We start from the raw sequence: 23,856 nt of genomic DNA on the forward strand, positions 1-23,856 counted from the left end.
TTTGGAACAACATCCATCAGTTTCTGTCAGGGTTTTGACAATCTGGCTACTGCCGGTCAGACTCATTGGCGAAAGAGGAGGCGCAGAAGCCTCTCAAAAACTCACAGAGATGTGCATTTATGAGTCAACAAGCCGATACCCGGGACCGACGGGGTGCCAAGCTCGGTGATGGCGCCTTTGCGCTGCTGCTGACGCTGCCCGGATTCGCCCTGCTGTGCGCGGTGGTGGTCTACCCCCTCGTCTCGGCCCTGGTGAGCGCCTTCTTCGAGGAGAGCCTGCTCTACCCGGGACGGACGTTCGTCGGGCTGGAGAACATCCGGGAGGTGCTGGCGGGGGACTTCCTGCAGCTGCTCGGACAGACGATGGTCTTCACCATCGGGACCACGATGTTGCCCTTCGTGCTGGGATTCGGCCTGGCACTGGCGCTCAACACCAAGATCCGCGGAGCGAACGCGTTGCGGGGTCTGATGCTGATCCCGTGGCTCGTCCCAGGCGTCGTGGTCTCGTTCCTCTGGATGTGGATCTTCAACGCCAACTACGGCGTCCTGAACGCCCTCCTGCAAGGTCTCGGGATCATCGACGACCCGCAGGCCTGGCTGGCCCACCCGAACACCGCCATGGCAGCCGTCATCGTCGCCAAGACCTGGCAGAGCTTCCCCTGGATGATGGTCATGCTGCTTGCCGGGCTGCAGACGGTGCCACCGGAACTGTACGAGGCCGCGGAGGTGGACGGTGCCGGCGTGGTGCGTCGCTTCCAGGCCATCACCGTGCCGCACCTGAGCGGCATCATCGGCCTGGTCATCCTCCTGGAGTTCATCTGGAACTTCCAACACTTCGACATCATCTACGTCCTCACCGGCGGTGGACCTGCCGGCACCACACACACGTTCGCGACGGCCGTCTACGACACCGCGTTCCGAGGCTTCGACCTCGGCAAGGCCGGCGCCCTCGGCCTGCTCTGGATGGTGCTGCTCGGGATCCTCGTCGTCGCCTACATCCGCTTCTCGGAGAAGGGAGAGGAGTGATGACCCAGATCTCGGCAGCGCCCCTCGTCAAGCCCAGCCGCCGTCGCCAGCGCAAGCACGAGCAGGCGCCGTCGCGGCGCCAGTCCCGGGGCACCTCCGTCGCGGCCTGGGTGGCCGTGGTCGTCTTCGGTGGCTTCGCGCTACTGCCCATCTACTGGCTGTTCGCCACGTCGCTGACCCCTCGCACGGAGGTGTTCTCGTACCCTCCGAAGCTGTTCCCGTCGGCCCCGACGCTGGACGCCTACCGTGCGCTGCTCGAGAACCCGGCACTGTTCGGGTACCTGCGCAACAGCGTCATCGTCTCGGTGATCACCGCAGTCCTGTCAGTGGTGGTCTCCGCCTTCATGGCGTACTCCTTCTCCAAGTACCGCTACCGCGGGCGACGCTCCCTGATGTACCTGGTGCTGAGCTCGCAGATGTTCCCGCAGGCGCTGCTCCTGGTCACCCTCTACACCGTCTTCAGCGCCTACAACCTCCTCAACACCTACACCGCCCTCGTGTTGTCGTTCACCACGTTCACCCTGCCGCTGTGCGTGTGGATGCTCAAGGGATTCTTCGACACCATCCCCAACGACCTCATCGAGGCGGCGAAGGTGGACGGGGCGTCCCGGATGCGCACGTTCATCGTCGTGGTGCTGCCGCTGGCGGCCCCCGGGCTCGTGGCCGCCGGCCTGTTCGCCTTCGTGCGCGGCTGGAACGACTTCATCTTCGCCCTCACCCTGGCGGGGCCCGACAAGCAGACCCTGCCGCCCGGCCTGGTCAACACCTTCATCGGGGAGGCCTCCACGGCCTGGCCGGAACTCATGGCCGCCTCCCTGGTGGTCTCCCTCCCCGTCGTCATCGGATTCATCGCCCTCCAACGATTCCTCGTAGGCGGGCTCACGGCAGGCGCGGTCAAAGGCTGACCGCACGAGCCCGCCGAACAAACCATCGAAAGGAAACACCCAGCAATGTCCACCAGCTCCCAGGGCTTCCTGCCCATCAGCCGCCGCAACCTCCTGCAGTTCATGGCCGTCGGCGCCGGCGTCGGCACCCTCGCGGCCTGCAGCCCCTCGTCGGACCCCACCACCGGGACCAGCCCGGACACCGGCAGCGGAGGTGCCGCCACCGACTTCAGCTTCGCCTCGTGGTCCATCAGCGAGGACGCCGCCAAGCCGGTCATCACCGGCCAGCTCGAGACCTTCGGTGCCGACAAGGGCATCGAGATCTCGCCGGTGTCCTACCCGTTCAACGAGTACCTCAACCAGCTCACCCTGCAGGTGCGTGGGGACCAGTTCAGCGGCGCCATGCAGCTCGACATCGCCTGGCTCGCCACCATGTCCGCGCTCGGCAAGCTGCGTGACCTCTCCGGCTACGTCGACGGGCGCGGCTACACCGAGGCCGGCCTCAGCGTCGGCCAGGTCGACGGCGCCCAGAACGGCCTCCCCTGGACGATGGGGGCGATCGGCCTGATCGCCAACTCCGAGCTCCTCGAGAAGGTGGGAGCGGACTCCATCCCCAGCAGCATCGAGGACTTCGAGGCGCTGCTGCGTGAGCTCAAGGGGCTCGGCGACGGCACCATCCCCTACGCCGCCTCCACCAAGGTGGCCCAGCTCAAGGACGTGCAGGTCTGGATGCAGACCTTCGGTTGCTCGCTGGTCGAGAACGGGGAGGTGACCATCGGCGACGACGCCTCCATCGAGGCCGTCACCTGGTACAAGAAGCTCTACGACGAGGGCCTCATCGGCGCCGACATCGACCGCTTCGACGCCCGCTCCCTGTTCAGCCAGGGCAAGGCCGCCATCTACGACGACGCACCCGTGGGTCGCGCCGGCGTCGTGGCCGACTCCCCGGACGCGGACCTCGCCTCCAAGCTGCTGCCCGGCTCGCGCCCCGTGGTCAACGCCGGCGACGACCCGCAGGCCCTCGCCTGGGGGCACGTCGTCGCCGTCGTGGAGGGTGATGCCGCAGACACCGCAGCCGAGTTCGCCCAGTGGCTCACCTCCGACCAGGAGACCGTCGTGGCCTACTTCGACGCGCTCGGCCTGCCGCCCACCACCCAGGAGGGCCTGGCTGCCGAGTCCGTCGCGTCCGACACCTTCATCGCCGACTTCTCCGAGCGCATCACCGCCACCGCCACGCCCAGCCCGTTCTGGGTGTTCCCCCAGTACGGCCAGATCGACTCGGCCATCTCCGAGCAGGTGCAGGCCGTGCTCGTCGGCCAGGCCAGCCCGGCCGACGCCATGGCGGCGGCACGCGACGCCGCCAACGCCCTCATCAACTGACCACTCCCAACCCGTAGACCCACAGGTTCCAACCAGCCCCAGGAGCAGGACCAATGCACACACAGACCGTCGAGACCGACCTCCTCGTAGTGGGAGGCGGTCTCGCCGGCGTGAGCGCGGCCGTGGCCGCCGCTCGCCTCGGCAGGCGCGTCGCCCTCATCAACAACCGCCCGGTGTTGGGCGGCAACTCTTCCTCGGAGGTGAGGGTCTGGGTCTGCGGGGCAACCGCCCACGGCAACCAGCGCTGGGCGCGGGAATCGGGAATCGTGGGGGAGATGCTGGTGGAGAACCAGTACCGCAACCCCGAGGGGAACCCCATCTACTGGGACGACGTCGTGCTGGACACGGTGCGTCGCGAGGAGAACATCCAACTGTTCCTCAACACCGACGTCCGTGAAATCTCCGCCTCGGGGCCGGAGGACAGGCGCCGGATCGAATCCGTCACCGGCTGGACGATGGGCTCGGAGATCCTCACCACCTTCACCGCACCGTTCGTCGTCGACGCCACGGGCGACGGCCTCGTCGGTCACCTGGCCGGGGCCCGCTACCGGCTCGGCAAGGAGGCCCGCTCCGAGTTCGACGAGCCCTGGGCACCCGAGGAGCCAACCCGGGAATTCCTCGGCTCGACGCTGCTGTTCTACACCAAGGACCTCGGGCACCCGGTGAAGTTCGTCGCACCCGACTCGGCGATCGACATCACCAAGACACCCATCCCCATGTCCCGGGTCATCCGGAGCGGAGACTCCGGCGCCCACTACTGGTGGGTGGAGTACGGCGGCGAACTGGACATCGTCGGCGACAACGAGGAGATCCGTGACGAACTGCGTGGCGTGATCCTCGGCATCTGGGACTACATCAAGAACTCCGGGCAGTTCGACGCGGACAACCTCACCATGGAGTGGATCGGCAACGTCCCCGGCAAGCGGGAGTACCGCCGCTTCATCGGCGACCACACGCTCACCCAGAACGACGTGCTGGAGCAGCGACGGTTCCCCGACAGCGTCGCCTTCGGTGGCTGGTCGATCGACCTCCACCCCGCCAGCGGCATGTACTCGCCGGACCCGGGGGCGCGGCAGCGGTTCTCCAACGGCGTGTTCGAGATCCCGTTCCGTTCGCTGTACTCGGTCAACGTCGAGAACATGTTCATGGCCGGGCGCGACTTCTCAGCCACCCACGTCGCCTTCGGCGCCGCCCGCGTGATGGCCACCTGCGCCGCGATGGGCGAGGCCGTCGGCACGGCTGCCAGCCTGTGTCTCGACGAGTCCGTCACGCCCCGCCAGTTGGCCGAGGACCACGTCGAACGGTTGCAGCAGACCCTGCTGCGCCGCGACGCGACCCTGATCGGCATCCCCAACCTGGATCCCGACGACCTGGCCAGGCAGGCGCGGGTGAGCGCGTCGTCGTGGCAGGAATTCATCGGCACCCACCAGCCGGACGGTGCCGCGGTAACCAGCGTCGAGGACGTCGTGGCCAAGGAGCGGGCCGACCTGCCGATGCTCAACGACGTGGGCATCGTCATCCCGGTCGACCCGGTCCTCGAGGCCGTTCGGGTGCGGGTCAGCACCTCCACCCGGACCGAGCTCGTCGCGGAGGTGTGGACCCCGGACCTGCCGCAGAACGTGGTGCCCAGCCACCTGGTCGCCACCAACTCGGTCACCGTGGAAGCAGGAGCGGAGCAGTGGGTCGAGGTCCCTGCACCCCACCGTCCGGAGACGGCGGGCAACGCCATCGTGGTGCTCAAGGCGAATCCGGACATCACCCTCCACACCACCACAGAGCTACCGCCGGGCGTGCTGAACCTGGTGCACCGCGCCGACGCCGATGACCAGAACGTCGACGTCGACACCGACTCGCTCCTGATGCGTTGGCCCACCAAGCCGTTGCGGGGCCGCAGCGTCGAGTTCACCGCGCTCCCGGCGTCGCGTGCCCTCGCGCCCGAGCGCGCGGTGGGTGGCTACCAGCGCCCGTACGCGGGCCCGAACATGTGGGCCTCGGCACCGCTCGCAGCGGGGGCGCAGGAGTGGTTGCGGCTCGACTGGGACGACGCCGTCGAGGCCTCCGAGCTCCGGCTCGTCTTCGACGACGACGTGGACATCGACCTCAACACCCTCCACCACCACAAGACCCCCTACGAGGTGATGCCGCAACTCGTGCGTGACTACCGGGTGGAGATCCTCCCCGCCGGCGCTGCCGAGGGGACGGATTGGATTACGCTTGGCGACCATCCGGACAACCGGGTCAGGCAGCGGGTGCATGCCCTCGACGGGGTCGGCGCCTTCAGCGCACTCCGGCTTGTGGTTGACAGGACCAATGGCGTCCCGCAGGCGCGGGTGATCGCCGTGCGCGTCCAGAAGTGAGGTCGGGTTTGAACAGGGGCACGAGGACCAGCCCGGCTGCGGGAGCATCCGCAGCCGGCACTCGCGCCATCCTCCTGGCGGTTCCCGACCTGCACGAGCCGTACTTCGCGGAACTCACGGCGCTGGTGGTGAGGCAGGCAGAGGAGCACGGTCTGTCCGTGGTCATCTTCCAGACGTGGGGAGACCTCGAGCGTGAGGTCAACGTCGTCAACGGGGTGGGGGTTCCGGTCACCGACGGACTCCTGCACATCCCGCGCGCGCTCGGTGTCTCCGACCTGACCCGCCGCCGCAGCCCGGGGCCGCTGGTGCTGCTGGGCGAGCACATCGTCTCCAGCCCATTCGCCCACGTGACCATCGACAACGCCGCAGCCGCCGGGGCAGCCACCGAACACCTCCTCGAGCGCGGTTGCGTGCGCCCGGCGATGATCGGCCCCCGCGAGCCCGCCTCCGACGCCTCGAACCGCCGGTTCGCCGGCTACCGAGCCAAGCTGTCCGAATGCGGGCTCGGGTTCGACGAGGCGCTGGTGGGTGGGGTGCGTGCATTCACACCCGACGAGGGCCACGCCGCTGCGCTTCGACTCGTGGATTCGGGCACGCAGTTCGACGGCGTCGTGTGCTCGAACGACTCCGTCGCCCTCGGCGTGATGGCGGGCCTGGCCGAACGTGGGATCTCCGTCCCGGGGGACGTCCGTGTGATCGGCATCGATGGTGTCAGCATGGGGGCGTTCTCCGTGCCGAGCCTGTCCACGGTGGAACCCGATCGGGAACTGATGGTCAGCAGCGCACTGTCCCTGCTGACGCGGCAGATGGCCACGGCCTTGTCCGGGGACCTGCCCGTGGAGCAGGTGACGGTACCGTTCACCGTCGTCCCACGGAGCAGTAGCGCCTGAGGGCTAAGGAGCCTGCCGGACGTCGGGGATGTGTCCGCGAATGGCGGTGGCATCTTCCGCGGTCAGAGCGGAGTCGGTGACGAGGACGTCCACCTCGTCGAGGTCGATGATCGTGGTGAGGCTGACAGCCGGCCACTTGGTGTGGTCGGCCAGCACGATGGTGCGGCCACCGGATGCCGCCAGCGCCCGGCTGGTCTCCGCCTCCAGGATGTTGGGGGTGGTCAGGCCGGCCTCGGGGTGGATGCCGTGGACGCTGAGGAACGACAGGTCGCAGTGCAGGTAGCTGAGCGAGCGCACCGCCACGGGACCGACCAGTGCACGTCCGGGCGTCCGGATGCCCCCGGTCAGGACGACGCTGGTGCCCACCTCGGCGGCGGTTCCGGCCTCCTCGAACAGGTCGGCCACGGCGAGCGAGTTGGTGACCACTGTGACGTTCGGGATCTCGAGGAGCCTGCGGGCCAGGTACCACGTGCTGCTGCCCGCGGACAGGCCGATGGCCATGCCGGGTTCCACGAGCCCGGCAGCGAGTTCGGCGATGGCCTCCTTCTCGGCGCGGTTGCGGTGGATCGCGGCATCCAGCGGACCCGGCCGCGCCCCGCCCTCGGCGATCGTGACCCCGCCACGGACCCGGTCCACCAATCCCTCCTCGACGAGGGCGTCGATGTCCCGGCGGACCGTCATCGCGCTCACCTTCAGTTCACCGGCGAGCGTCTCGACCCGGGCTGAACCGCGCGCACGCAGGATCGCCAGCATGGCGGAGCGGCGTTCGGTCACGAGCATCCCCGAATCCTATAGCCTTCGCACGACACCCTCATGACCTAATCTGTGAGCCGTGTCCGCCACCGTCGTACCCCCGCCCGCCGCCCCACCGCGGCCGCGTGCGCGTCGTCGGGTCATCATCTGGGCGGTACTGGCAGGTTTGCTGCTGGTGCTGGTGGGGGCCACCTGGCTGCTGGGTGGGTTCGACGGCAAGGCCACGCCGTACCTGGGGCGTGAGGCGGAGATCGGTGAGGAGATCCAGACGCGGTTCTGGGACATCGAGGTGCTCGACGTCTACGTCGAGATCGAGGACCCGGACAAGATCAAGGCCAAGCTGAACGTCACCAACAAGACCGATCGCCACGCGTCCCGGCTGACATCCGAGATCGTCATGATCCGCTTCGAGGACACCGGCGAGGTCATGACCACGCAGCACTGCAACTTCCACACCCGCAGCACCTTCAACCCGTGGATCAGCACCGGGGCCATCTGCGAGTTCGTCTACGAGTACAACGAGATCACCGACCCACCCACCGAGGACTTCCCCGTCCGGGTCATCGTGCTGGACCAGGAGATGCGCGAGGACCTGCTCACACAGGCGGAGCCGGCTGCGGGCAACGTGGTGGCCAATGTCCCCATCGAAGTGATCCACATCTCACAGGAGGAGGCGTGAGGAAGAAGCTCTCCGCCGTGCTGACGATCTTGGTGAGCCTCCTGCTCGTGGGGCTGATCAACACGGCCATGGCGCCCTACACGCCCACGGAGTACGACGTGTACCCCGACGAGGACGGGGTGGGCCGCCACGACGACTACACCGTCGAGTCCCGGGGCTTCCGGCTGGCCGAGGAACTCACCCACACCAACTCCTGGGGAGACACCGAACGACTCCTCACCGACAACGTCTTCCTGGTCATGCAGGCCCGGATCACGCCGTACAACCGGACCATGCTCGCCAGCATAGAACTCGTCACCGCCGACGGCTACACCTACGCCCCGCTGTCGCCGTACCCGTTCCCGTACTACTCAGTTGGTTACGTGGGCATCACCACCACCGCCCACATCCTGTTCGAACTGCCTCCTGACAAGGTGGAGGGTTCCTTCGTGACCATCCACGGGTACCGCGGCGACGGCATCCAGCCGCTGTGGCCGCGGCTGCGCTTCGACGTCACCGACGCCGACGTCGTCGACTCCCTGGAGATCCCCGCCAACGCCGACGAGCCGCGGCGATGACCGCCCCCGTCCCGCCCCGCACCCCGTTCCCCGGCCCGACGTCCGGGCCCACGCCGGTGCGCCCCAAGACCCTGCCGCGTCCCTCCGCAGCGCCCGCCCCGGCCGCGCCCGTCCCGTCCCCCGTGCCTGCCGAACCGCCGACCGGGCGCCGCGCCTGGCGGTGGTGGATCGCACTGGCGGTGTTGGCGTGCACGTTCGCGGTCTACTCGCTGTCCGTCGGCCAGTTCCTCGTCGAGATGCGGGAGCCGGAGCACCTCGGCCACAGCACCGTGGGGGAGTGGGCGGACCTGTCCGACTACGGCTACCGGCTCCGCTTCGAGGGCTTCGCGCTGCACGACTCCATGCCCTCCAGTTGGGACGCGACCCGGCTCGAGTACCCGCCCGACGGGATGCAGTACGTGGAGGCCAGGTTCACCGTCGAGGTACTGGTGGGCGAGGAGGAGGACATGGGCTGCACCTTCAAGCTCTTCAACGCCGACGACGAGGAGCTCGGCCTGACCGGCATCGGTCTGGGCGACGTCGAAGGGACGGAGTGCCAGCACTCCGAGCAGCGGGCGGGGCTGGTGCCCGGCGACACCTTCGCCTCCCACCAGGTCTATGTGGTTCCCTCGGGCATGGACGATGGGTTCACCCTGCGCGCGGAACCGTTCTACCTCGACGAGGACCAGGACAACGCGTACTGGACCTTCGGCGAGTGAGCCCAGCCGTGTCGCTCAGCGGCGCGGGGCGGTGTCCGGGTCCAGGCGCAGACTCGGGTCGGGTGCGGCCCATTCCGTGTCGCGACCCTGCTCCACCAGCCCCGACGCGTCGGCCAGACCGCGGTCGAAGCTGGCGGCGTAGAGACAGGTCAGCAGCGACAGCGCCACGAACTCCCGCACGGCCTCCAGCCAGATGAACGAGCGCAGGACGTTGGCCTCCGTGTCGACGGCGAAGACACTGAACAGCGCCACGTGCAGCTCGTCCACGCCCCAGTTCACCAGCGTCGTGAGCACGAGGTAGGAGCCCAGCACGTACGGCCCGGACTTCCAGATCAGCCGGAACGCGTAGACCAGCGGCAGGTACTTGTCCCGCAGGTCGGCGGTGACGACGGTGAACAGCCGGCCCAGCGTCGCCATGAAGTCGCCGTGGGCCTTCTCGAGCAGTTCCGTGCGGGCGCGGACGTGCTGGCCCAACAGGTCACGCGCGCGGAACTCCCGCCACCCGAACACGATCGCGACGATGGCCAGCCACATCAGCGGCAGCGCGATGCCTCCCCACAGGCCGGGCAGCACGGACTCGCTCAGCCAGATCGTCAGCTGCCTGAGCGCTTCGGGGAGGGTGAGGTCGAAGGGGAGGTGGATTTCCGGGAGCCAGTCGAGGAACTTGTTCCAGGCGGTCTCACCGTCGCGCCAGAAGCGCCGCTGCCGGACCCAGACGGCGGCCTGGTCGGCGCCGATCAGGATGATGAAGAAGGTGGCGAAGGTCCACAGGCCCTCGAGGAAGATCACCGGCACCCGCCACCACGGTGATCTCCGGTTGCGGAACAGCCGCGCCCACACCATCCGCCCCACCAGGGCCACGACGCCCATCCAGAGGTAGGTCCAGAACCGGTCCGAGTGCCGGCTGATGGACCATTCGGTGGCGTTCCACATGGTCCGGATCACAGAGTTCCACAGGAACCCGTCGCGGATCATGCCGTCGATGAGACCCCAGACCGCGTAGACGGCCAGCACCGGACCGATGGTCAGCACCGCCACGTCCACCCGGCGCTCGTCGGCGAACACCGGCTCGGGGATGTGCTCGAGTTCGCCCCGGCCCCGCTCCCGCAGTTGGCGGATGCTGCGGACGCCGGGTTTGAGTTCGTGGATGGCGAAGATCACACCCAGCACGTTGAACGTGACGCCGACGACGAACACGATCGCGCCCAGCGGCGCCCACGTGGTGCCGATCAGCGCGGAGGTCAGCAGGCACAGGGAGTACAGCAGCCAGCTGAGCAGCAGCCACGTGCCGATGCGCGGGAGGTAGCGCGCCCACAACCCCAGCATGCTGCGGGTGAGGGCGACGAACTCGCGGATCAGGGACACGGCAGCATCCTAGGAGGCGAGGGGGCCGCTCGCGCGTGGGCCGGGCACGGCTCAGTAGTACTTGAGAACCTCGCGGCGGACGTGGTTGAAGGTGCCCTCGTCGAGGATGGCGCCGATGCGTCGCACCTTTTCGGGGTCGATCCTGATGATGCGGTTGACGCGCACCTCACTGGGACGGCCCTGGTTGTCCCACTCGCCGGTGCCGATGTCGGTCCAGTAGCGGCCCACGGACGCCTCCTGGGCGGCGTCGCGGTCGTGGTCCTGCGAGGTGACCTGCAGCACCAGCAGCCAGTTCCCGTCACGGCCGATCACCAGCGCCGGGCGGTCCTTGCCCTGCGAGTGGTCCTCCTCGTAGGGGACCCACGTCCACACCACTTCGCCCGGGTCCGGCTCGCCGTCCTTGCGCGGGGTGTAGACGATGTTGGGCCTGCCGGTGAAATCCCCGGGGTAAGCGCCGGAGGTGTCGTGCTCGCGGCGGTCGCGGCCGTTGCGGCGGTCGTCACGACGGTTGCCGCCGTCGTCGCGACGGTTCTTGCGCTGCTGCTGCTTGAGCGCCTTGGACACCACGTCCTGGACGAGTCGGAGTCCGGCGTTGATCAGCTGGTTGCGGGCCATGGCAGGGGAGTCTACTCAGCGGTAGCGGGGCAGCCGACCGTAGAACACGCGCTCCGGGCGCCGGTAGGGCGGCGGGCGCTTGCCGCGGTGCACCTCGAACCGGGTGAAGAACTCGGTGATCGGAGGCATGAACAGCAGCACCGCACCGACGGCGGCGAGGCCCACGGCGACGAACCCCACCCAGTCGAACAACAGGGCCACCGCGCCGGACAGGGCAACTGCCACGGGGCCGGCCCACTTGCTCCAGCGCCAACCGTTCCAGGCCTGGAACCCGACGGCGCCGGTCACACCCGCCACGAGCGCGGCCACGACGGCGAGCACGCCCTCGAGGGTCAACGCCAGCCACTTGCCCGGCTGGGGCTCCAGCCACTGGATCAGCCGAGCAGAGGACGCATAGCTGTCCGGGTGCACTGCCAGCCACCAGTGGTGGCCGTAGGTGACGGCGGTGGCGGCGGCGGACAGCAGGAAGACCAGCATCGCGACGAGGACCAGCGCCGGGCGGCGCGGCTCACCCGTGCGAGGGCTGGGCGGCACCTCGTCGCTCAGGTGCTGCAGCGGCGGCAGCGTCGCGATCTCCTTGACCCGCGGACGCTGGGACTGCTGCAGCTGGGCGGGAGGCTGCGCGGTGGGCGGCGTCGAGAATCGCTGGGCCTGAGCCGGGGCGGGACGCTGCGAGTGCTGCGGCGTCGCTTGGTGGGAGGGCGACGGCGGCGCCAGTGGGGGTGACTGGACGCGCGTGGCGACCTCCGGCTGGGCCGGGACGTCCGACGGCGCCTGCCGCCTGGGCGCCGAGGGCTGCGGCGCGGGTGTCTGCTGGGTCATCTCACCTCCTGCAGCGGCCAGCCTATCTGGTCGGCCGAGCAACCCGCCCAGACGAAAACCGTGCAACGAAGTTGCCCACTGTCAGGCGTAGCCTGTCGCATTGTCAGCGCTGACATATAGCGTCCGGGGAGTACCTGATCCTGAACGACGGAGTTTCAGACATGGCCAGATTCAATGGTGGACGCGGATGTTTCCGCCTCCTTGTGATCGCGGCGGCGGGCAGCGTCGTCGCCACCTCCTTCTACGCCATCCCGGCTGCGCAGGCGGTCCCTGGGGATGACCTCGACGTCCGGTTCGGCGGGTCGCTGGTCGGAACCACCGCCTACACCACCACCGAGGGCGAGCAGATGCAGGGCGTCCTGCACCGCGTCGCCGGCGGAGAGGAACAGGTGCCCGGCGAGGGCGTCGTCCTGTCCGGTGGCTCCCAGGGCATCCGCTTCGACGCGGCGGACCTGACACTCGGGGACGACGGCGGCCTCGTCACGCAGAGCTTCGTCGCCGAAGCCGTGTTCACCCCGGCTGCCGGCGCCCAGGCGGAGATGGCACCCATCATCTCCGCCGGCGGCAACTTCTTCGCACGCTATGAGGCCGGTGAGCTCAATTACGGCTTCGACTCCAATGCCACCGGCTCCTGGACCAAGCACCGCCAGAGCGTCCCCGTCCCCGCGGCGGGTGAGGAGCACGCACTGTCGTTGCACTTCATCGCGGCCGACGACGGCACGGTGGACGTGGAGGCCATGCTCGACGGCGAGGCTCTGCCCACCGTCGAGGCACCCGCCTCGGCGCGGTTGAGCAACGGGCTCGCGTCCGCGTTCGGGTTCGGCAACGACGTCCACCCGGCAGGACTCGAGCGGGGCTTCCGGGGCACGCTGTCCGCGGTCAGGGTCACGGGCACCGAAGGGACGCCCGGCCCCACGGCGTTCCAGTACCAACCGGCTGCCGCCACAACCGAGCTGCTGCGCACCTCCTGGACCGGCTCCCTCGGGGAGAGCTATGCGCCCGGCGACGGCGAGGTCGCCGACGGCACCGCGGAGGCACGTGGCGATGCCGCCCTCGCCGACGGTTCCCTGGTGCTCTCCGGCGGGACCGACGCCGTCGTGTTCACCGGTGAACCCAACCCGTTCCCGGACCTGTGGCTCGGTGAGCGCGGGTTCGTCGTCGAGACCACGTTCACGCCGTCGGCGGAGCAGGCCGAGCTGGCCACTGTCGTCGCGGTGGGCGGCAACTTCTTCGTCCGCTACCAGGGCGACGAGCTGCGCTACGGCTACTCCGGCACCCCCGTCGACGGCGACGCCTGGAGCGACGTCGTCGGTTCCTGGCCGCTGCCGGCCTCGGAGGAAGAGCACGTCCTGTCCGTGGCGTGGGAACCCCGCCCCGAGTCCGAGGGCGGGCGCATGGTGGTCTGGCTCGACGGCGTCGCACTGCCTGAACTGACCGGCGACGTGGACGTGCGTCAGTCGGCCGACGCGGCGGGGCAGGTGGGCCTTGGCAACGACGTGCACCCGCAGGGCCTGGCGCGCGGCTTCAGCGGCAGCCTGGGGGAGTCGCGGTTCGGGCTGCTGGAAGAGCCGTTCTCCTCCCGCGCCTTCCAGCTGCAGACGCTGCTGCCCGTCGAGGACTGCGAGGACCATTCCGGCGAGATCGTCCCCGGCAACTACCAGGACGTCTCGATCGACGACTGTGCCCAGACCATCATCGACAAGGCCGCGGCGCTGCGCCCCACCCTCGAGCAGGCGAATTGGCACGAGGAGGGCCTGACGGCGTTCATCCACTTCGGCGTCAACACCTTCTACGACCAGGAGTGGGGCCACGGCACCGAGGACCCGGCCCGCGTCGACCCGACCGGTGACCTGGACCCCGAGGTCTGGGTCCGCCAGCTGCGCGACGCCGGCTACCGCACCGTCGTGATCACCCTGAAGCACCACGACGGGTTCATGCTGTGGCCCACCCGCTACTCCGACTACTCCATCGCCTCCTCCCCCTGGAAGGACGGTGAGGGCGACATCGCCAAGGAACTCTCCGACGCCGCGCGCAAGTACGGCATGAAGGTGGGCTTCTACCTGTCCCCGGCGGACTCGCACGCGGAGCTCGAGGGCATCTACGGCAACGGCTCGGCGCGGTCCGCGCGCACCATCCCTACTCTTGTCGAGGGCGACGACCGCGCTGGAGACGAGTCGCTGCCCACGTTCACCTACGAGGCCACCGACTACGGCGCCTTCTTCCTCAACACCCTGTACGAGGTGCTGACCCAGTACGGCGAGGTCTCCGAGGTCTGGTTCGACGGCGCTGCCGGCAACACGGGCGCCACCGAGGTGTTCGACTACGACGCCTACTACGACCTCATCTACTCGCTGCAGCCGGAGGTCAACATCGCCGTCGGCGGCCGGGACATCCGTTGGATCGGCAACGAGCACGGCGAGGCGCGCGTCAACGAGTGGTCGCCGCTGCCCATCCAGGACAACGGTCCCGGCAAGATCGGCGTGGTCCAGCCAGGTGGCCCCTTCAACCAGGACCTGGGCTCCGACTCCCAACTCGTCACCGCCGTCCAGAACGGTTCGGCCAACCGGCTGCACTGGTGGCCGGCCGAGGCGGACATGAAGCTCACCCCGGGCTGGTTCGCGCACCCGAACGACGTGCCGAAGACGCCTGCAGCGCTGCTGGGTCACTACGAGCGCACCGTAGGCCGCAACTCCGTGATGCTGCTGAACGTGCCTCCCACCACCACGGGGCAGTTCGCGCCGTCGTCGGTCTCGGCCATCGACGGGTTCGCCGCCGAGCGCCGCAAGGCCTTCTCGGTGGACCACGCCCTGGGTGTCCCGGCGGTGGTCGAGGGGGAGCAGGTTACGAGCCTCACCAACGGCAACACCCGCGACGGCCACATCTTCACCTCCGACGACCACTCGTCGATCGAGATCACCCTCGACGACGCCGCCACCGTGAAGCGGGTCGGCATCTCCGAGGACATCATGGGTGCAGGCATGACCGTGCGCGAGTTCCAGGTGGAGGCACGCGTGGACGGGGCCTGGGAGGTGGTGGGCAGCGCCGGCAACGTCGGCGCCCAGCGCATCATCGTGCTGCCCGACGCCGTGACCGCGTCCGAGTGGCGGGTGACCGTCACGGACGCCCGGGGCCCCTACACGATCTCCGCGGTCAACCTGTGGGAGCAGCTGGCGACCGATCCCGGCAAGCCCTCCGACGTGTACCTGGACTGCTCGGCGGAGCGCGCCGGCGACGGCTCGGAGGCGCGGCCGTTCAACTCGCTGGAGCAGTTCCGCAAGACAGAACTGGCCGTCGGCGCCACCGTGCACGTGCGCGCCGGGACGGACTGTGCCGATGCCGCCCTGACGTTGTGGGGCTACGGGACCGGTGAGGACCCGGTCGAGGTGGTCGCCTGGGGCGACGGTGCCGCACCGACCATCGGCGGCGAACCCCTCGCCGACCGGTTCGCCGACTACACCGAGCAGGGCTGGGTGGTGGACCTCGAGCCAGGCACCGACCCGACTGAGGAGCCGACTGAGGAGCCGACGGAGGAGCCGACTGAGGAGCCGACGGAGGAGCCGACTGAGGAGCCGACGGAGGAGCCGACGGAGGAGCCGACTGAGGAGCCGACGGAGGAGCCGACCGAGGAGCCCACGGACGGACCAACCGGCGAGCCGACGCAGGAGCCGACCGGACCGACGACCGAGCCCACCACGTCGCCCTCGCAACCGCTGCCTCCGGGTGACCTCTACACCACGCCCGGGCACCACTTCGTCAACGGTCGGGACTGGTTCACCAAGTGTGAGCCGTACTCCCAGACGGTGCGCTGCACCACTGACATCTGGGGCACGCAAGTGGTCTTCGAGGGTGGCCGGTACGTGCACCGGCAGGGCTGGCACTTCAACAACCTCACCTACCTGCCGTTGATGGCACGGCAGGCGTGGGCGGACAACCCGCTCGGGTACGAGGGTTCTTGGAAGTCGACGCAGGGCCGGACCTGGCGGACCGAGTGCGACACCGCCGCCACCGGCCGCAACGGCTGCCGCAGCTACATCTGGACCAAGGTCATCCAGCCTGAGTCCCTCGGCGGCGGCAACTACGCCTACACGCAGGAATGGGGCTGGGTTTTCAACAACATCGTCCGCTTCAAGGCCTGACCGGATTGGAGGGGTGGGGTCGGGGCCCGGTTCCCGATCCCCACCTTTCCATGCCCGGGCCGCCAAGCTGGTGCGCAACTCTGTCACAAACCGTGAGGTGAGGAGTTGCCATGGCATGCGTCGCGTCCTAAAGTGTCACGAAACATAACACCTTCATCGATGGGGATGACTATGACCAAACGTCTCTTGGCGGCGCTGAGCGCCGTAACCCTCCTGCTGACCGGCTTCGTGATGGGCCCCGTGACCCCGGCGAGTGCCGAGGAGGCGCGCGTGGTGTTCTCGGAGGACTTCTCCAACGCCGACGGGGCCGGGTGGATCCCCACCACGGCGAACGTCGCCTCCGAGGTCTCGTTCGCCGGCGGTGTCGCCACCATTCGCGGTGGCGGTCCGGAGAACCGGATCCTCTCGAACCAGGACATCCTTGCTGACGACTTCACCCTCGATGTCGACTTCTGGCTGCACCAGGGCAACACCAATGCCCACAACAAGTTCGGCTTCTTCGCCGATGCGCAGGGATCCGACCGCTTCCAGGTCACCTACAACCCTGTCCAGGAGCAGCTCTTCCTCGAGCAGGTCTCCGGTGGAACGAGCAGCAGGATCGCAGTCGTGGAGGACTACTCCCTGCCCACCAACACCGACGGTGAGCCGCACCACATGAGCATCTCCGTCGCAGGCGACCATGTGACGGCGAGCATCAACGGCACGCAGGTGATCGACGTCGCCGACGCCGGCACTGCGGCCGCACCGCAGGGGCGCCTGGTCTTCGCCAGTCAGTACCCGGCGCAGGACTGGAGCATCGACAACGTCGTGGTCACCACCACCGAGCCCGAACCCACCGGTGAGTTCGAGGTGACGCTGAAGACCACCACCAACGGGGTGGAGGACACCGACCCCGCAACCGCCGGTGGAACCCTCACCGCCAACCGCCTCAGCGGCGACACCGGCGACGAGGTCACCCTCAGCCACACCGTCAACCCCGGCTACGTCTTCGACGGCTACGAGTCTTTCGTCACTGAAACCGGCACCAGCACCGACGGGCTGCTCACCATCACCGACAACCGCTTCACGCTGGACCCCAAGACGGGCAGCGTGACCATCGTCGCCAAGTTCGTCGACGAGCCGTCCGACCCCGACACCCTGTTCAAGGACTACTTCACCGGCGAGCTCAACGAGCACGGCCACTACACCCTCACCGACGAGAGCGAGTTCACCGTCACCGACGGCGAGCTGGTGATCACCCCCGACGCCACCCCGGCCTCGGCGCTGGTGGACAACTCGGAGTGGGGCGAGCCCAGCAGTCACCAGGTGCAGCTCGACATCCGCAAGACGAACGCCGTCGCGGGCACCGTCCAGATCGCCTTCCAGGTCGGGGAGCGCCTCGCGGACCGCTACGTGCTGGCGCTCAACGGCAGCCGTGCGCTGTTGCGCCACCTCGATTCCGAGGGCGGCAACGTGGAGCTCGCCGCCGTCAACCACGCCTTCAACCAGACGGCGCAGACCATCCTCATCGACGTCACCGACGGCGTGGTCTCCGTCACCTCCAACGGCGCGCCCCTGCTGAGCTGGAGCAACCCTGACCCGTCGGAGTGGTCCGGCACCGCGCCGGGCTTCGCCGTGGTCAACATGACCCAGGGTGCCGCCGTAGCGGTGGACAACGTCATCGTGCGCCGCAACCCGGTCCTGGTGGACGCCACCGTGCAGGTGAGCGCCGACGGCGTCGCGGACCCTGACCTCGCCAGCGGTGCCGTGGTGCTCTCGGAGTACCGCACCTCCGCCGGTGCCGTGCTCACCTGGACCGTCCACCCCAAGGGCGGCTACGAGTTCGAGTCCATGTCCTTCGACGGGCAGGCCATCACCGACGGCCGCTTCGTCGTCCCGGAGGGCACCGAGACCGACGTCACCCTTGTGGCCAACTTCGTGTCCGTCGAGACTGAGGGTCGCACCTACCACGTCGACCCCGCCTCGGGTGACGACGCCAACTCCGGCCTCTCGCCGGAGGAGGCCTGGGTGAGCCTGGAAAACCTGGACCGCACGTTCAACCCCGGCGACCAGATCCTGCTGAAGCGCGGCACCTCGCTCGAGGGCGCTGCCGCAGCCCTGCGCTTCCGCGGCTCGGGCACCGCCGAGGAGCCGATCGTCGTCGGCGCCTACGGCGAGGGTGAGCGCCCCCAGCTGAACGCCGCCGGCGCCGTCGAGAACGTCGTCGAGCTGTACAACCAGGAGTACGTCCACCTGCAGGACCTGGAGATCACCAACACCGACCCCGGCTTCGAGGACGGTTTCGATCTCAACGGCAACGACAACCGCTCCAAGATGCTGCGCGCGGTCAACGTGTTCGCCGAGGACTTCGGGGTGGCGCGCGGACTCAAGGTCCGTGACCTCTACATCCACGACGTCAACGGCAACCTCGCGGCCAAGTGGAACGGCGGCATCTTCTTCGACGTCCGCGGCACCATCGTGGACCACGAACTGCTGGGCGTGCCCACCAAGTACGACGACGTCCTCATCGAGGGCAACGTGCTGGAGCGCGTCGACCGCTCCGGCATCAAGCTGGTCAGCTCCGTGTGGGCCAACCAGTCCGCCATCAACTCGCCCAACGTGCCGCTGAACTGGTACCCCTCCACCAACGTCGTGATCCGGGAGAACGTGACCCGCTGGATGGGTGGCGACGCCATCACGGTGCGCGACACCGACGGCACCCTGATCGAGCACAACCTTGCCCGTCACTCGCGCTACCAGAACACCGGCTACAACGCGGGCATCTGGCCGTTCGAGACCACCAACACCGTGATGCAGTTCAACGAGGTGTCGCACACCCACGGCGTGCAGGACGGGCAGGGCATGGACACCGACCACGTGTCCGCCTACACGGTGGCGCAGTACAACTACTCGCACAACAACGAGGGCGGGTTCATGCTGATCATGAACGGCTTCCCGCACACCGCGCCCACCATCCGCTACAACATCAGCCAGAATGACGCGGACAAGACGTTCGAGTTCGCCCGCGGCACCGCCGCCGGCACCATGATCTACAACAACACGATCTACTCGGACACCAAGCTCGTGGGGCCGCGTGGCGGCGTCCTGGACCTCGCCAACTCCGCCGCCGGAACCGGGAACCGTGAGATCTTCCTGTTCAACAACGTCTTCCACTACCCGGCCGGACAGCCGTTCTACGTGGGTGAGGCGGAGACGATGAAGACCAAGGCGAAGCTGTTCAACAACTCCTACTTCGGCGGCATCACGGTGCCCGCCGAGGAGGAGCAGGCCATCACCGGAGAGCCGCAACTGCCCGGCCTGGGCACCGTGCCCGTGGACGACACGGCCGGCCCCCGCACAGGCAGCACCGCCCCCGAGCTGTTCGCGGGCTACGTCCCCGGCGAGGACTCCGCCCTGCGTGGCGCGGGCGTCAGCATCGAGGAGGTGCTCGACCACTTCGGTGGCACCAGCACCGACCGCCGCCACCTGAGCCCCACCGAGATCCACGCACTGGCGCTCGAGGGCGAGAGCATCGACTTCGCGGCCGGACGCGTCATGCCCGAGATCGACGGCGTCTCCTACGACACCGACTTCCTCGGCAGCCCCCTGCCGGACTGGAGCGGGTCGGCCTCGGAGGGCATCACCGTCGGTGCCGTGCAGTACGTCGCCGAGGACGGCCCCACGCCGGAGCCCTCGCCGGAGCCGTCGGAGGAGCCCAGTGAGGAGCCGTCGGAGGAGCCCAGTGAGGAGCCCAGTGAGGAGCCGTCGGAGGAGCCCAGCGAGGAGCCCTCGCAGGAGCCCACCGTGGCACCGAGCCCCAGCGCGACTGCCACCGTGACGGTCCCCGTCGAGGTGGACGTCTACTCCACGCCTGGCTTCCACATTGTCAACGGCCGCTGGTGGTACACCGAGTGCGAGCCGTACTCACAGACCACTCGCTGCCGCACGGAGATCTGGGCGACGCAGGTGGAGTGGACCGGCGAGCGGTTCGTCCAGGCGAACGGCTGGGTCTTCAACAACCTCACCTACCTGTCACGCATGACCAGGGCCGCCTGGGGAGACAACCCGCTGGCCAACACGGGGGAGTGGACCGCCGCGGACGGACGCCAGTGGCGCACCGAGTGCGACACCCCCGTCACCGGGCGCAACGGCTGCCGCTCCTGGGTCCGGGCTGACGTCATCTCCTCGACGCAGGACGCCTCGGGCAACTGGTCCCACCGGCACGACGAGGCCTGGGTGCTGAACAACATCGTCCGCTTCAAGGCGTGACCATGTCCGTGGCCGGCAGGGCGGTGGTGCTCGTGCTCACCGCCCTGTCGGCCCTGCTCGTGGGCTGCGGTGCACCGTCGGACGCGGAGGTGATCCGCCAGACGGTGCACGCGGTGCACGACGAGGCCGAGGGTGTCCCGGGCGACGCGCGCGCCGCGCGGGAGGCCCACGACGTCGCGGTGCTCGAGTGGGCGTCCGAGGCGGGTCACCAGGAGCCGGTGACCGTGGACGAGTTGCGGGCCTTGCAGGCCGAGGGCAGCGACCCCTACGGACCCACGTCCCTGTCCTTCTGGAACTTCTACCAGGAGTGGCTGGCCGCGATCGAGGAGGACCTGCGCTCCGACGTGAGGGACTCCTTGGGGCCGGACGAGGTGCGGGCCTTCTACGACGAGAACCCCGAGCAGTTCGAGCGCCAGGACCGCATCGTCGTCACCGTCGTCCCCTGGCGCGACGGCAGGGCGGGGGACAGCTATTCCCTCACCATCGACGAGGACAGCGTCCGCCGCCTGCAGGAGGCCAACGACCTCCTGGTGGCCGCGGCCCTGGAACTCGAGGAGGGCGAGCAGGTGGTGGTGGACCTCCCCGACGGGACGCAGCTGCAGGTCACCTGTGAAAGCCGCACCGACGGGGACCTGGTGCCCTTCGACGAGGTGGTGCAGGCGGCGGCGAGCCAGCTCGCGACCCAGCGCTACGCAGCGGAACTGGAGCGTCGCATCGGCGGTTGACCGGTGAATCAGGCGGGGGCGCTTGGGTGTGGCGTTACTGCTGGTGAAGCATCCGGATCACCACACCGAGGACCCCGAATCCCCGCTCCACGACGGCCCACGTGAGCCCACGGACGGCCCGCCCCACAGTGTCAGCGGGACGCCGTCGCCGCCACGGGGTCCATCGGACGGCCCACCAGGCCGTGGCGCTCGAGCCAGTCGGCCTCGGCGCGCAGCCTCTCCTCGAAGTCCGGCAGCGCGTCGTCGGGCAGCGGTCCACTCCAGGCCAGCTCGGCAACCGCGAGGAGACGGGGGAACAGGTGGTAGTGCAGGCGCGCACGGTCCGGGAGGAACTCGCACCAGACCGCAGCCTGGACGCCCAGCAGTTTCGGGTGCTCGGGGACAGGCGCCCGCGCGATGTCCGCGGGGGAGATGACGCCGAACATCCCGGCCGGCTCGGTCTCGACGGGCCCGGCCAGCCGGTTCAGGTACAGCAGCGCGGCGTCCGCGAACACCCAGGGGTTGCCGCTGTCCCGCGCGGCCGGCACACCGACGTCGTCGCGCCATCCGATGACCACCTCGTCGCCCCGGATCGGGGTCTCGGTGACCTCGTCCCAGGCGGCGATCCCGCGGCCGTGTGAGGCCAGCCGGCGGCGGGCCAGTTCCGTGAACCGTCCCTGGATGGCCCGGGCGTCGGGGGTCCCGAGTTCTGCCATGCGGGCCATGAGCGACGCGTCCGCCTCCCAAACGCGGTAGTCGCACTCGTCGCCGCCGATGTGCACCAGGGGATGGTCGAACAACTCGACGACCCGATCCAGCGCTGCGACGACGAACGCCTCGGCCTCGTCGCCGGGCCACAACAGGTCGTTGCGGTGGGTCCACTCCTGCGGCGGGCGCCCGGCAAGAGCCGGGTCGCCCAGGTTCGGGTAGGCCCGGATCACGGCGCCCATGTGGCCGGGCAGGTCCACTTCCGGCAGCACGCTGATCCCGTGGCCGGCCGCGCACTGCAGGACCGTGCGGATGTCGTCATCGCTGTACCAGCCGTGCGATGACCCCGACGGTGCGGAGTCGAGTGCGGCACGGCGCTTGTCGTGGTCCACGTTGTCGTACCACTCGAACGGTTCGCGCGGCAGCTGCGCCGCGACGTCGAGCAGGCGTGGGTAGCCCGGGACGGCGAACCGCCAGCCGGCGTCGTCGGTCAGGTGCCAGTGCAGGACGTTGAGCCGGTAGCGGGCCATCACCGCGAGCAGCTCGCAGACCTCGGTCACGGACCAGAACGTGCGAGCCGAGTCCAGCATGAGACCGCGCCAGGTGTGGCGCGGTTCCAGGGGCGCGTCCGGACCCGGGATGAGGGGGGCCGGGCATGCCGCGTCGTCGCAGCATCTGGTCGTCGACATGGTGGGAACACCCTTTCAAGCGAGTGTCACGATTCTAAACAGTTCTGGGTTAATGGTCGAACTGGAGGTGAGACATGTCAAGATGGGTGGAGGATTGGAGGTAGTCGTGCTCAGTACCAACAGGGAGCGTGCCGTCGCCGCGCTCATCTCCCAGGGGCCGATGCACCGGGCGGACCTCGCCCGGGTGCTCTCGGTGTCCCGGACCACCGTCACCAACGTCGTCTCCGGCCTGCTGGAAGCGGGCCTGGTGGCGGAGGAGACCGGCGGCGGGCTGAAGTCCAAGGTCTCAGTGACCGACGGCCTCGGGGTCTTGGTCTCGGTGGTGTTCCGGATCAGTGGCACCGTGGTGGCCATTGGCGGTGCCGATGGCCGGGTGCTGCGCGAGGACCACTCCGTCGAGGGCGTCAACGAGCCCGGTTCCGTGCGGCTCGCCGACGCTGCCCGGCTGGTGCGGAAGCTGCTCGCGGAACTCGGCGACCCGCGGGTGCACGCGGCCCACGTGGCCGTCAACACCCAGATGGACGTCCGCTCCGGCGAGGTCATCGGTGGTGAGGCCTCCAGCATGTGGGCGGGCACCAATCCGCGTGAGGCGTTCGAGGAGCTCCTGGGTGGTGTCCCGGTGCTGCTGGAGAACACTGCCCGCCTCATGAGCCTGGTGGAACACCTTGCCGTGAGCGGGCAGCGGCCCAGGAACCTGGTCTACGTGCACCTCTCGCACGGCGTCGCGATGGGTCAGGTGCTGGAGGGTCGGATCGTGCAGGGCGGTCACGGTGGTGCCGGTGAGCTCGGCCACGTCAGCATCGAGCCCGACGGCATCCCGTGCTCGTGCGCCAACCAGGGCTGCCTCATGCAGTACGTGGGTCAGCGCGCCGTCGAGGCCCGTGCGAGTGCGATCCTCGGCCCGGGTGCGACCATCGCCGAACTCGTGAGCAAGGCGTTGGAGGGCTCGCACGCGTGCCGCGCGCTGGTGGCCGACATCGGCGTCTTCCTGGGGCGCGCGATGGTCGGGGTCTTCAACCTGGTGGATCCCGACGTCGTGGTGGTGGGCGGCGAGCTGGCCGGCTCCGGGGAGATCCTCACCGAGCCCGTCGCCCGCACCGTGCGCAACCGCGCGCTGCCGCTGGCCACGCGTGGGCTGCGCGTCCTGACCGCCGTCGAGTCCCAGGACCCGTCGGCCGTCGCCCGCGCGGGTCTGCACATCCTGCGGGCGGACGAGGGCCTGGTCGAGGACATCGTCCGGGCCGCTGGGGTCTGATATAACAGAAGTGTCACGCATCTTGACACTTGCGAGAGTCGTCGCGCAGACTGTTCCCACTGGAAAGGCATGAGGGTTCATGCCCGTCGCA

Annotated in this window: 17 protein-coding genes; 12 read left to right on the forward strand and 5 right to left on the reverse strand. The window is 68.9% G+C overall.

The genetic code is table 11. From position 1 onward, the window contains the following. The first annotated feature begins 119 nt into the window (after nt 1-119). The 5 genes from ACYU7G_RS06540 to ACYU7G_RS06560 are packed head-to-tail and all read left to right on the forward strand — an operon-like array spanning nt 120 to nt 6,536. Nucleotides 120-1,025 carry a carbohydrate ABC transporter permease gene (locus ACYU7G_RS06540; RefSeq protein WP_461106008.1) on the forward strand — a complete coding sequence of 302 codons (906 nt, stop codon included), beginning with the start codon at nt 120-122 and terminating at the stop codon, nt 1,023-1,025. After that, nucleotides 1,025-1,930, forward strand: a complete 906-nt coding sequence (locus tag ACYU7G_RS06545; protein ID WP_461106010.1) for a carbohydrate ABC transporter permease — start codon at nt 1,025-1,027, stop codon at nt 1,928-1,930. Before ACYU7G_RS06540 ends, ACYU7G_RS06545 begins: the two co-directional genes overlap by 1 nt. Nucleotides 1,931-1,975: 45 nt before the next feature. Further along, nucleotides 1,976-3,289, forward strand: coding sequence for an ABC transporter substrate-binding protein (locus ACYU7G_RS06550; RefSeq protein WP_461106012.1), 1,314 nt, complete (start codon nt 1,976-1,978; stop codon nt 3,287-3,289). Between the two features lie 53 nt (nt 3,290-3,342). Further along, nucleotides 3,343-5,646 carry an FAD-dependent oxidoreductase gene (locus ACYU7G_RS06555; protein ID WP_461106014.1) on the forward strand — a complete coding sequence of 768 codons (2,304 nt, stop codon included), beginning with the start codon at nt 3,343-3,345 and terminating at the stop codon, nt 5,644-5,646. 8 nt (nt 5,647-5,654) lie between these two features. Continuing rightward, complete coding sequence (locus tag ACYU7G_RS06560; protein ID WP_461106016.1) at nt 5,655-6,536, forward strand: LacI family DNA-binding transcriptional regulator; 882 nt, start codon at nt 5,655-5,657, stop codon at nt 6,534-6,536. 3 nt (nt 6,537-6,539) lie between these two features. On the opposite strand, the gene ACYU7G_RS06565 is transcribed toward ACYU7G_RS06560, so the two are convergent. Then, nucleotides 6,540-7,316, reverse strand: a complete 777-nt coding sequence (locus ACYU7G_RS06565; protein WP_461106018.1) for a DeoR/GlpR family DNA-binding transcription regulator — start codon at nt 7,314-7,316, stop codon at nt 6,540-6,542. A gap of 52 nt (nt 7,317-7,368) precedes the next feature. Between ACYU7G_RS06565 and ACYU7G_RS06570 the strand changes: the two genes are divergently transcribed. The 3 genes from ACYU7G_RS06570 to ACYU7G_RS06580 are packed head-to-tail and all read left to right on the forward strand — an operon-like array spanning nt 7,369 to nt 9,223. Next, the gene (locus ACYU7G_RS06570; protein WP_461106020.1) at nt 7,369-7,968 is read left to right on the forward strand and encodes a hypothetical protein; all 600 of its coding nucleotides are present in this window, start codon (nt 7,369-7,371) and stop codon (nt 7,966-7,968) included. After that, nucleotides 7,965-8,525 carry a hypothetical protein gene (locus ACYU7G_RS06575; protein ID WP_461106022.1) on the forward strand — a complete coding sequence of 187 codons (561 nt, stop codon included), beginning with the start codon at nt 7,965-7,967 and terminating at the stop codon, nt 8,523-8,525. Before ACYU7G_RS06570 ends, ACYU7G_RS06575 begins: the two co-directional genes overlap by 4 nt. Continuing rightward, the gene (locus tag ACYU7G_RS06580; RefSeq protein WP_461106024.1) at nt 8,522-9,223 is read left to right on the forward strand and encodes a hypothetical protein; all 702 of its coding nucleotides are present in this window, start codon (nt 8,522-8,524) and stop codon (nt 9,221-9,223) included. Before ACYU7G_RS06575 ends, ACYU7G_RS06580 begins: the two co-directional genes overlap by 4 nt. Nucleotides 9,224-9,238: 15 nt before the next feature. On the opposite strand, the gene ACYU7G_RS06585 is transcribed toward ACYU7G_RS06580, so the two are convergent. The 3 genes from ACYU7G_RS06585 to ACYU7G_RS06595 are packed head-to-tail and all read right to left on the reverse strand — an operon-like array spanning nt 9,239 to nt 12,025. Next, nucleotides 9,239-10,588 (reverse strand): hypothetical protein, encoded by a 1,350-nt coding sequence (locus ACYU7G_RS06585; protein WP_461106026.1) that lies wholly within the window; start codon nt 10,586-10,588, stop codon nt 9,239-9,241. A gap of 51 nt (nt 10,589-10,639) precedes the next feature. Then, nucleotides 10,640-11,203 carry a type II toxin-antitoxin system PemK/MazF family toxin gene (locus ACYU7G_RS06590; protein ID WP_461106028.1) on the reverse strand — a complete coding sequence of 188 codons (564 nt, stop codon included), beginning with the start codon at nt 11,201-11,203 and terminating at the stop codon, nt 10,640-10,642. A gap of 15 nt (nt 11,204-11,218) precedes the next feature. Then, nucleotides 11,219-12,025: a hypothetical protein gene (locus ACYU7G_RS06595; protein ID WP_461106030.1), complete on the reverse strand. Its 807-nt coding sequence runs from the start codon at nt 12,023-12,025 to the stop codon at nt 11,219-11,221. Between the two features lie 161 nt (nt 12,026-12,186). Between ACYU7G_RS06595 and ACYU7G_RS06600 the strand changes: the two genes are divergently transcribed. The 3 genes from ACYU7G_RS06600 (at nt 12,187) to ACYU7G_RS06610 (ending at nt 21,134) form a co-directional block, all read left to right on the forward strand. After that, entirely contained in the window at nt 12,187-16,161 is a 3,975-nt protein-coding gene (locus ACYU7G_RS06600; RefSeq protein ID WP_461106032.1) for an alpha-L-fucosidase, read from the forward strand. 171 nt (nt 16,162-16,332) lie between these two features. Continuing rightward, the gene (locus tag ACYU7G_RS06605) at nt 16,333-20,409 is read left to right on the forward strand and encodes a right-handed parallel beta-helix repeat-containing protein (RefSeq protein WP_461106034.1); all 4,077 of its coding nucleotides are present in this window, start codon (nt 16,333-16,335) and stop codon (nt 20,407-20,409) included. Further along, nucleotides 20,406-21,134 carry a hypothetical protein gene (locus tag ACYU7G_RS06610; RefSeq protein WP_461106036.1) on the forward strand — a complete coding sequence of 243 codons (729 nt, stop codon included), beginning with the start codon at nt 20,406-20,408 and terminating at the stop codon, nt 21,132-21,134. The genes ACYU7G_RS06605 and ACYU7G_RS06610 overlap by 4 nt, the downstream gene beginning before the upstream one ends. A gap of 131 nt (nt 21,135-21,265) precedes the next feature. Here ACYU7G_RS06610 and ACYU7G_RS06615 read toward each other — a convergent pair whose 3' ends face one another. Next, entirely contained in the window at nt 21,266-22,510 is a 1,245-nt protein-coding gene (locus ACYU7G_RS06615; protein ID WP_461106038.1) for a family 20 glycosylhydrolase, read from the reverse strand. 106 nt (nt 22,511-22,616) lie between these two features. Between ACYU7G_RS06615 and ACYU7G_RS06620 the strand changes: the two genes are divergently transcribed. Beyond that, on the forward strand, nt 22,617-23,765 hold the full coding sequence (locus tag ACYU7G_RS06620; protein ID WP_461106040.1) for an ROK family transcriptional regulator: 1,149 nt from the start codon (nt 22,617-22,619) through the stop codon (nt 23,763-23,765). Nucleotides 23,766-23,856 lie beyond the last annotated feature (91 nt).

Source organism: Tessaracoccus terricola, assembly GCF_054776555.1.

What these genes read in the sequence shown, in the direction of transcription:
- ACYU7G_RS06580 (WP_461106024.1), top strand. Translation starts at nt 8,522, where the DNA reads ATGACCGCCCCCGTCCCGCCCCGCACCCCGTTCCCCGGCCCGACGTCC.
- ACYU7G_RS06540 (WP_461106008.1), top strand. Translation starts at nt 120, where the DNA reads ATGAGTCAACAAGCCGATACCCGGGACCGACGGGGTGCCAAGCTCGGT.
- ACYU7G_RS06615 (WP_461106038.1), bottom strand. Translation starts at nt 22,510, where the DNA reads ATGTCGACGACCAGATGCTGCGACGACGCGGCATGCCCGGCCCCCCTC.
- ACYU7G_RS06595 (WP_461106030.1), bottom strand. Translation starts at nt 12,025, where the DNA reads ATGACCCAGCAGACACCCGCGCCGCAGCCCTCGGCGCCCAGGCGGCAG.
- ACYU7G_RS06550 (WP_461106012.1), top strand. Translation starts at nt 1,976, where the DNA reads ATGTCCACCAGCTCCCAGGGCTTCCTGCCCATCAGCCGCCGCAACCTC.
- ACYU7G_RS06545 (WP_461106010.1), top strand. Translation starts at nt 1,025, where the DNA reads ATGACCCAGATCTCGGCAGCGCCCCTCGTCAAGCCCAGCCGCCGTCGC.
- ACYU7G_RS06565 (WP_461106018.1), bottom strand. Translation starts at nt 7,316, where the DNA reads ATGCTCGTGACCGAACGCCGCTCCGCCATGCTGGCGATCCTGCGTGCG.
- ACYU7G_RS06600 (WP_461106032.1), top strand. Translation starts at nt 12,187, where the DNA reads ATGGCCAGATTCAATGGTGGACGCGGATGTTTCCGCCTCCTTGTGATC.
- ACYU7G_RS06555 (WP_461106014.1), top strand. Translation starts at nt 3,343, where the DNA reads ATGCACACACAGACCGTCGAGACCGACCTCCTCGTAGTGGGAGGCGGT.
- ACYU7G_RS06605 (WP_461106034.1), top strand. Translation starts at nt 16,333, where the DNA reads ATGACCAAACGTCTCTTGGCGGCGCTGAGCGCCGTAACCCTCCTGCTG.
- ACYU7G_RS06590 (WP_461106028.1), bottom strand. Translation starts at nt 11,203, where the DNA reads ATGGCCCGCAACCAGCTGATCAACGCCGGACTCCGACTCGTCCAGGAC.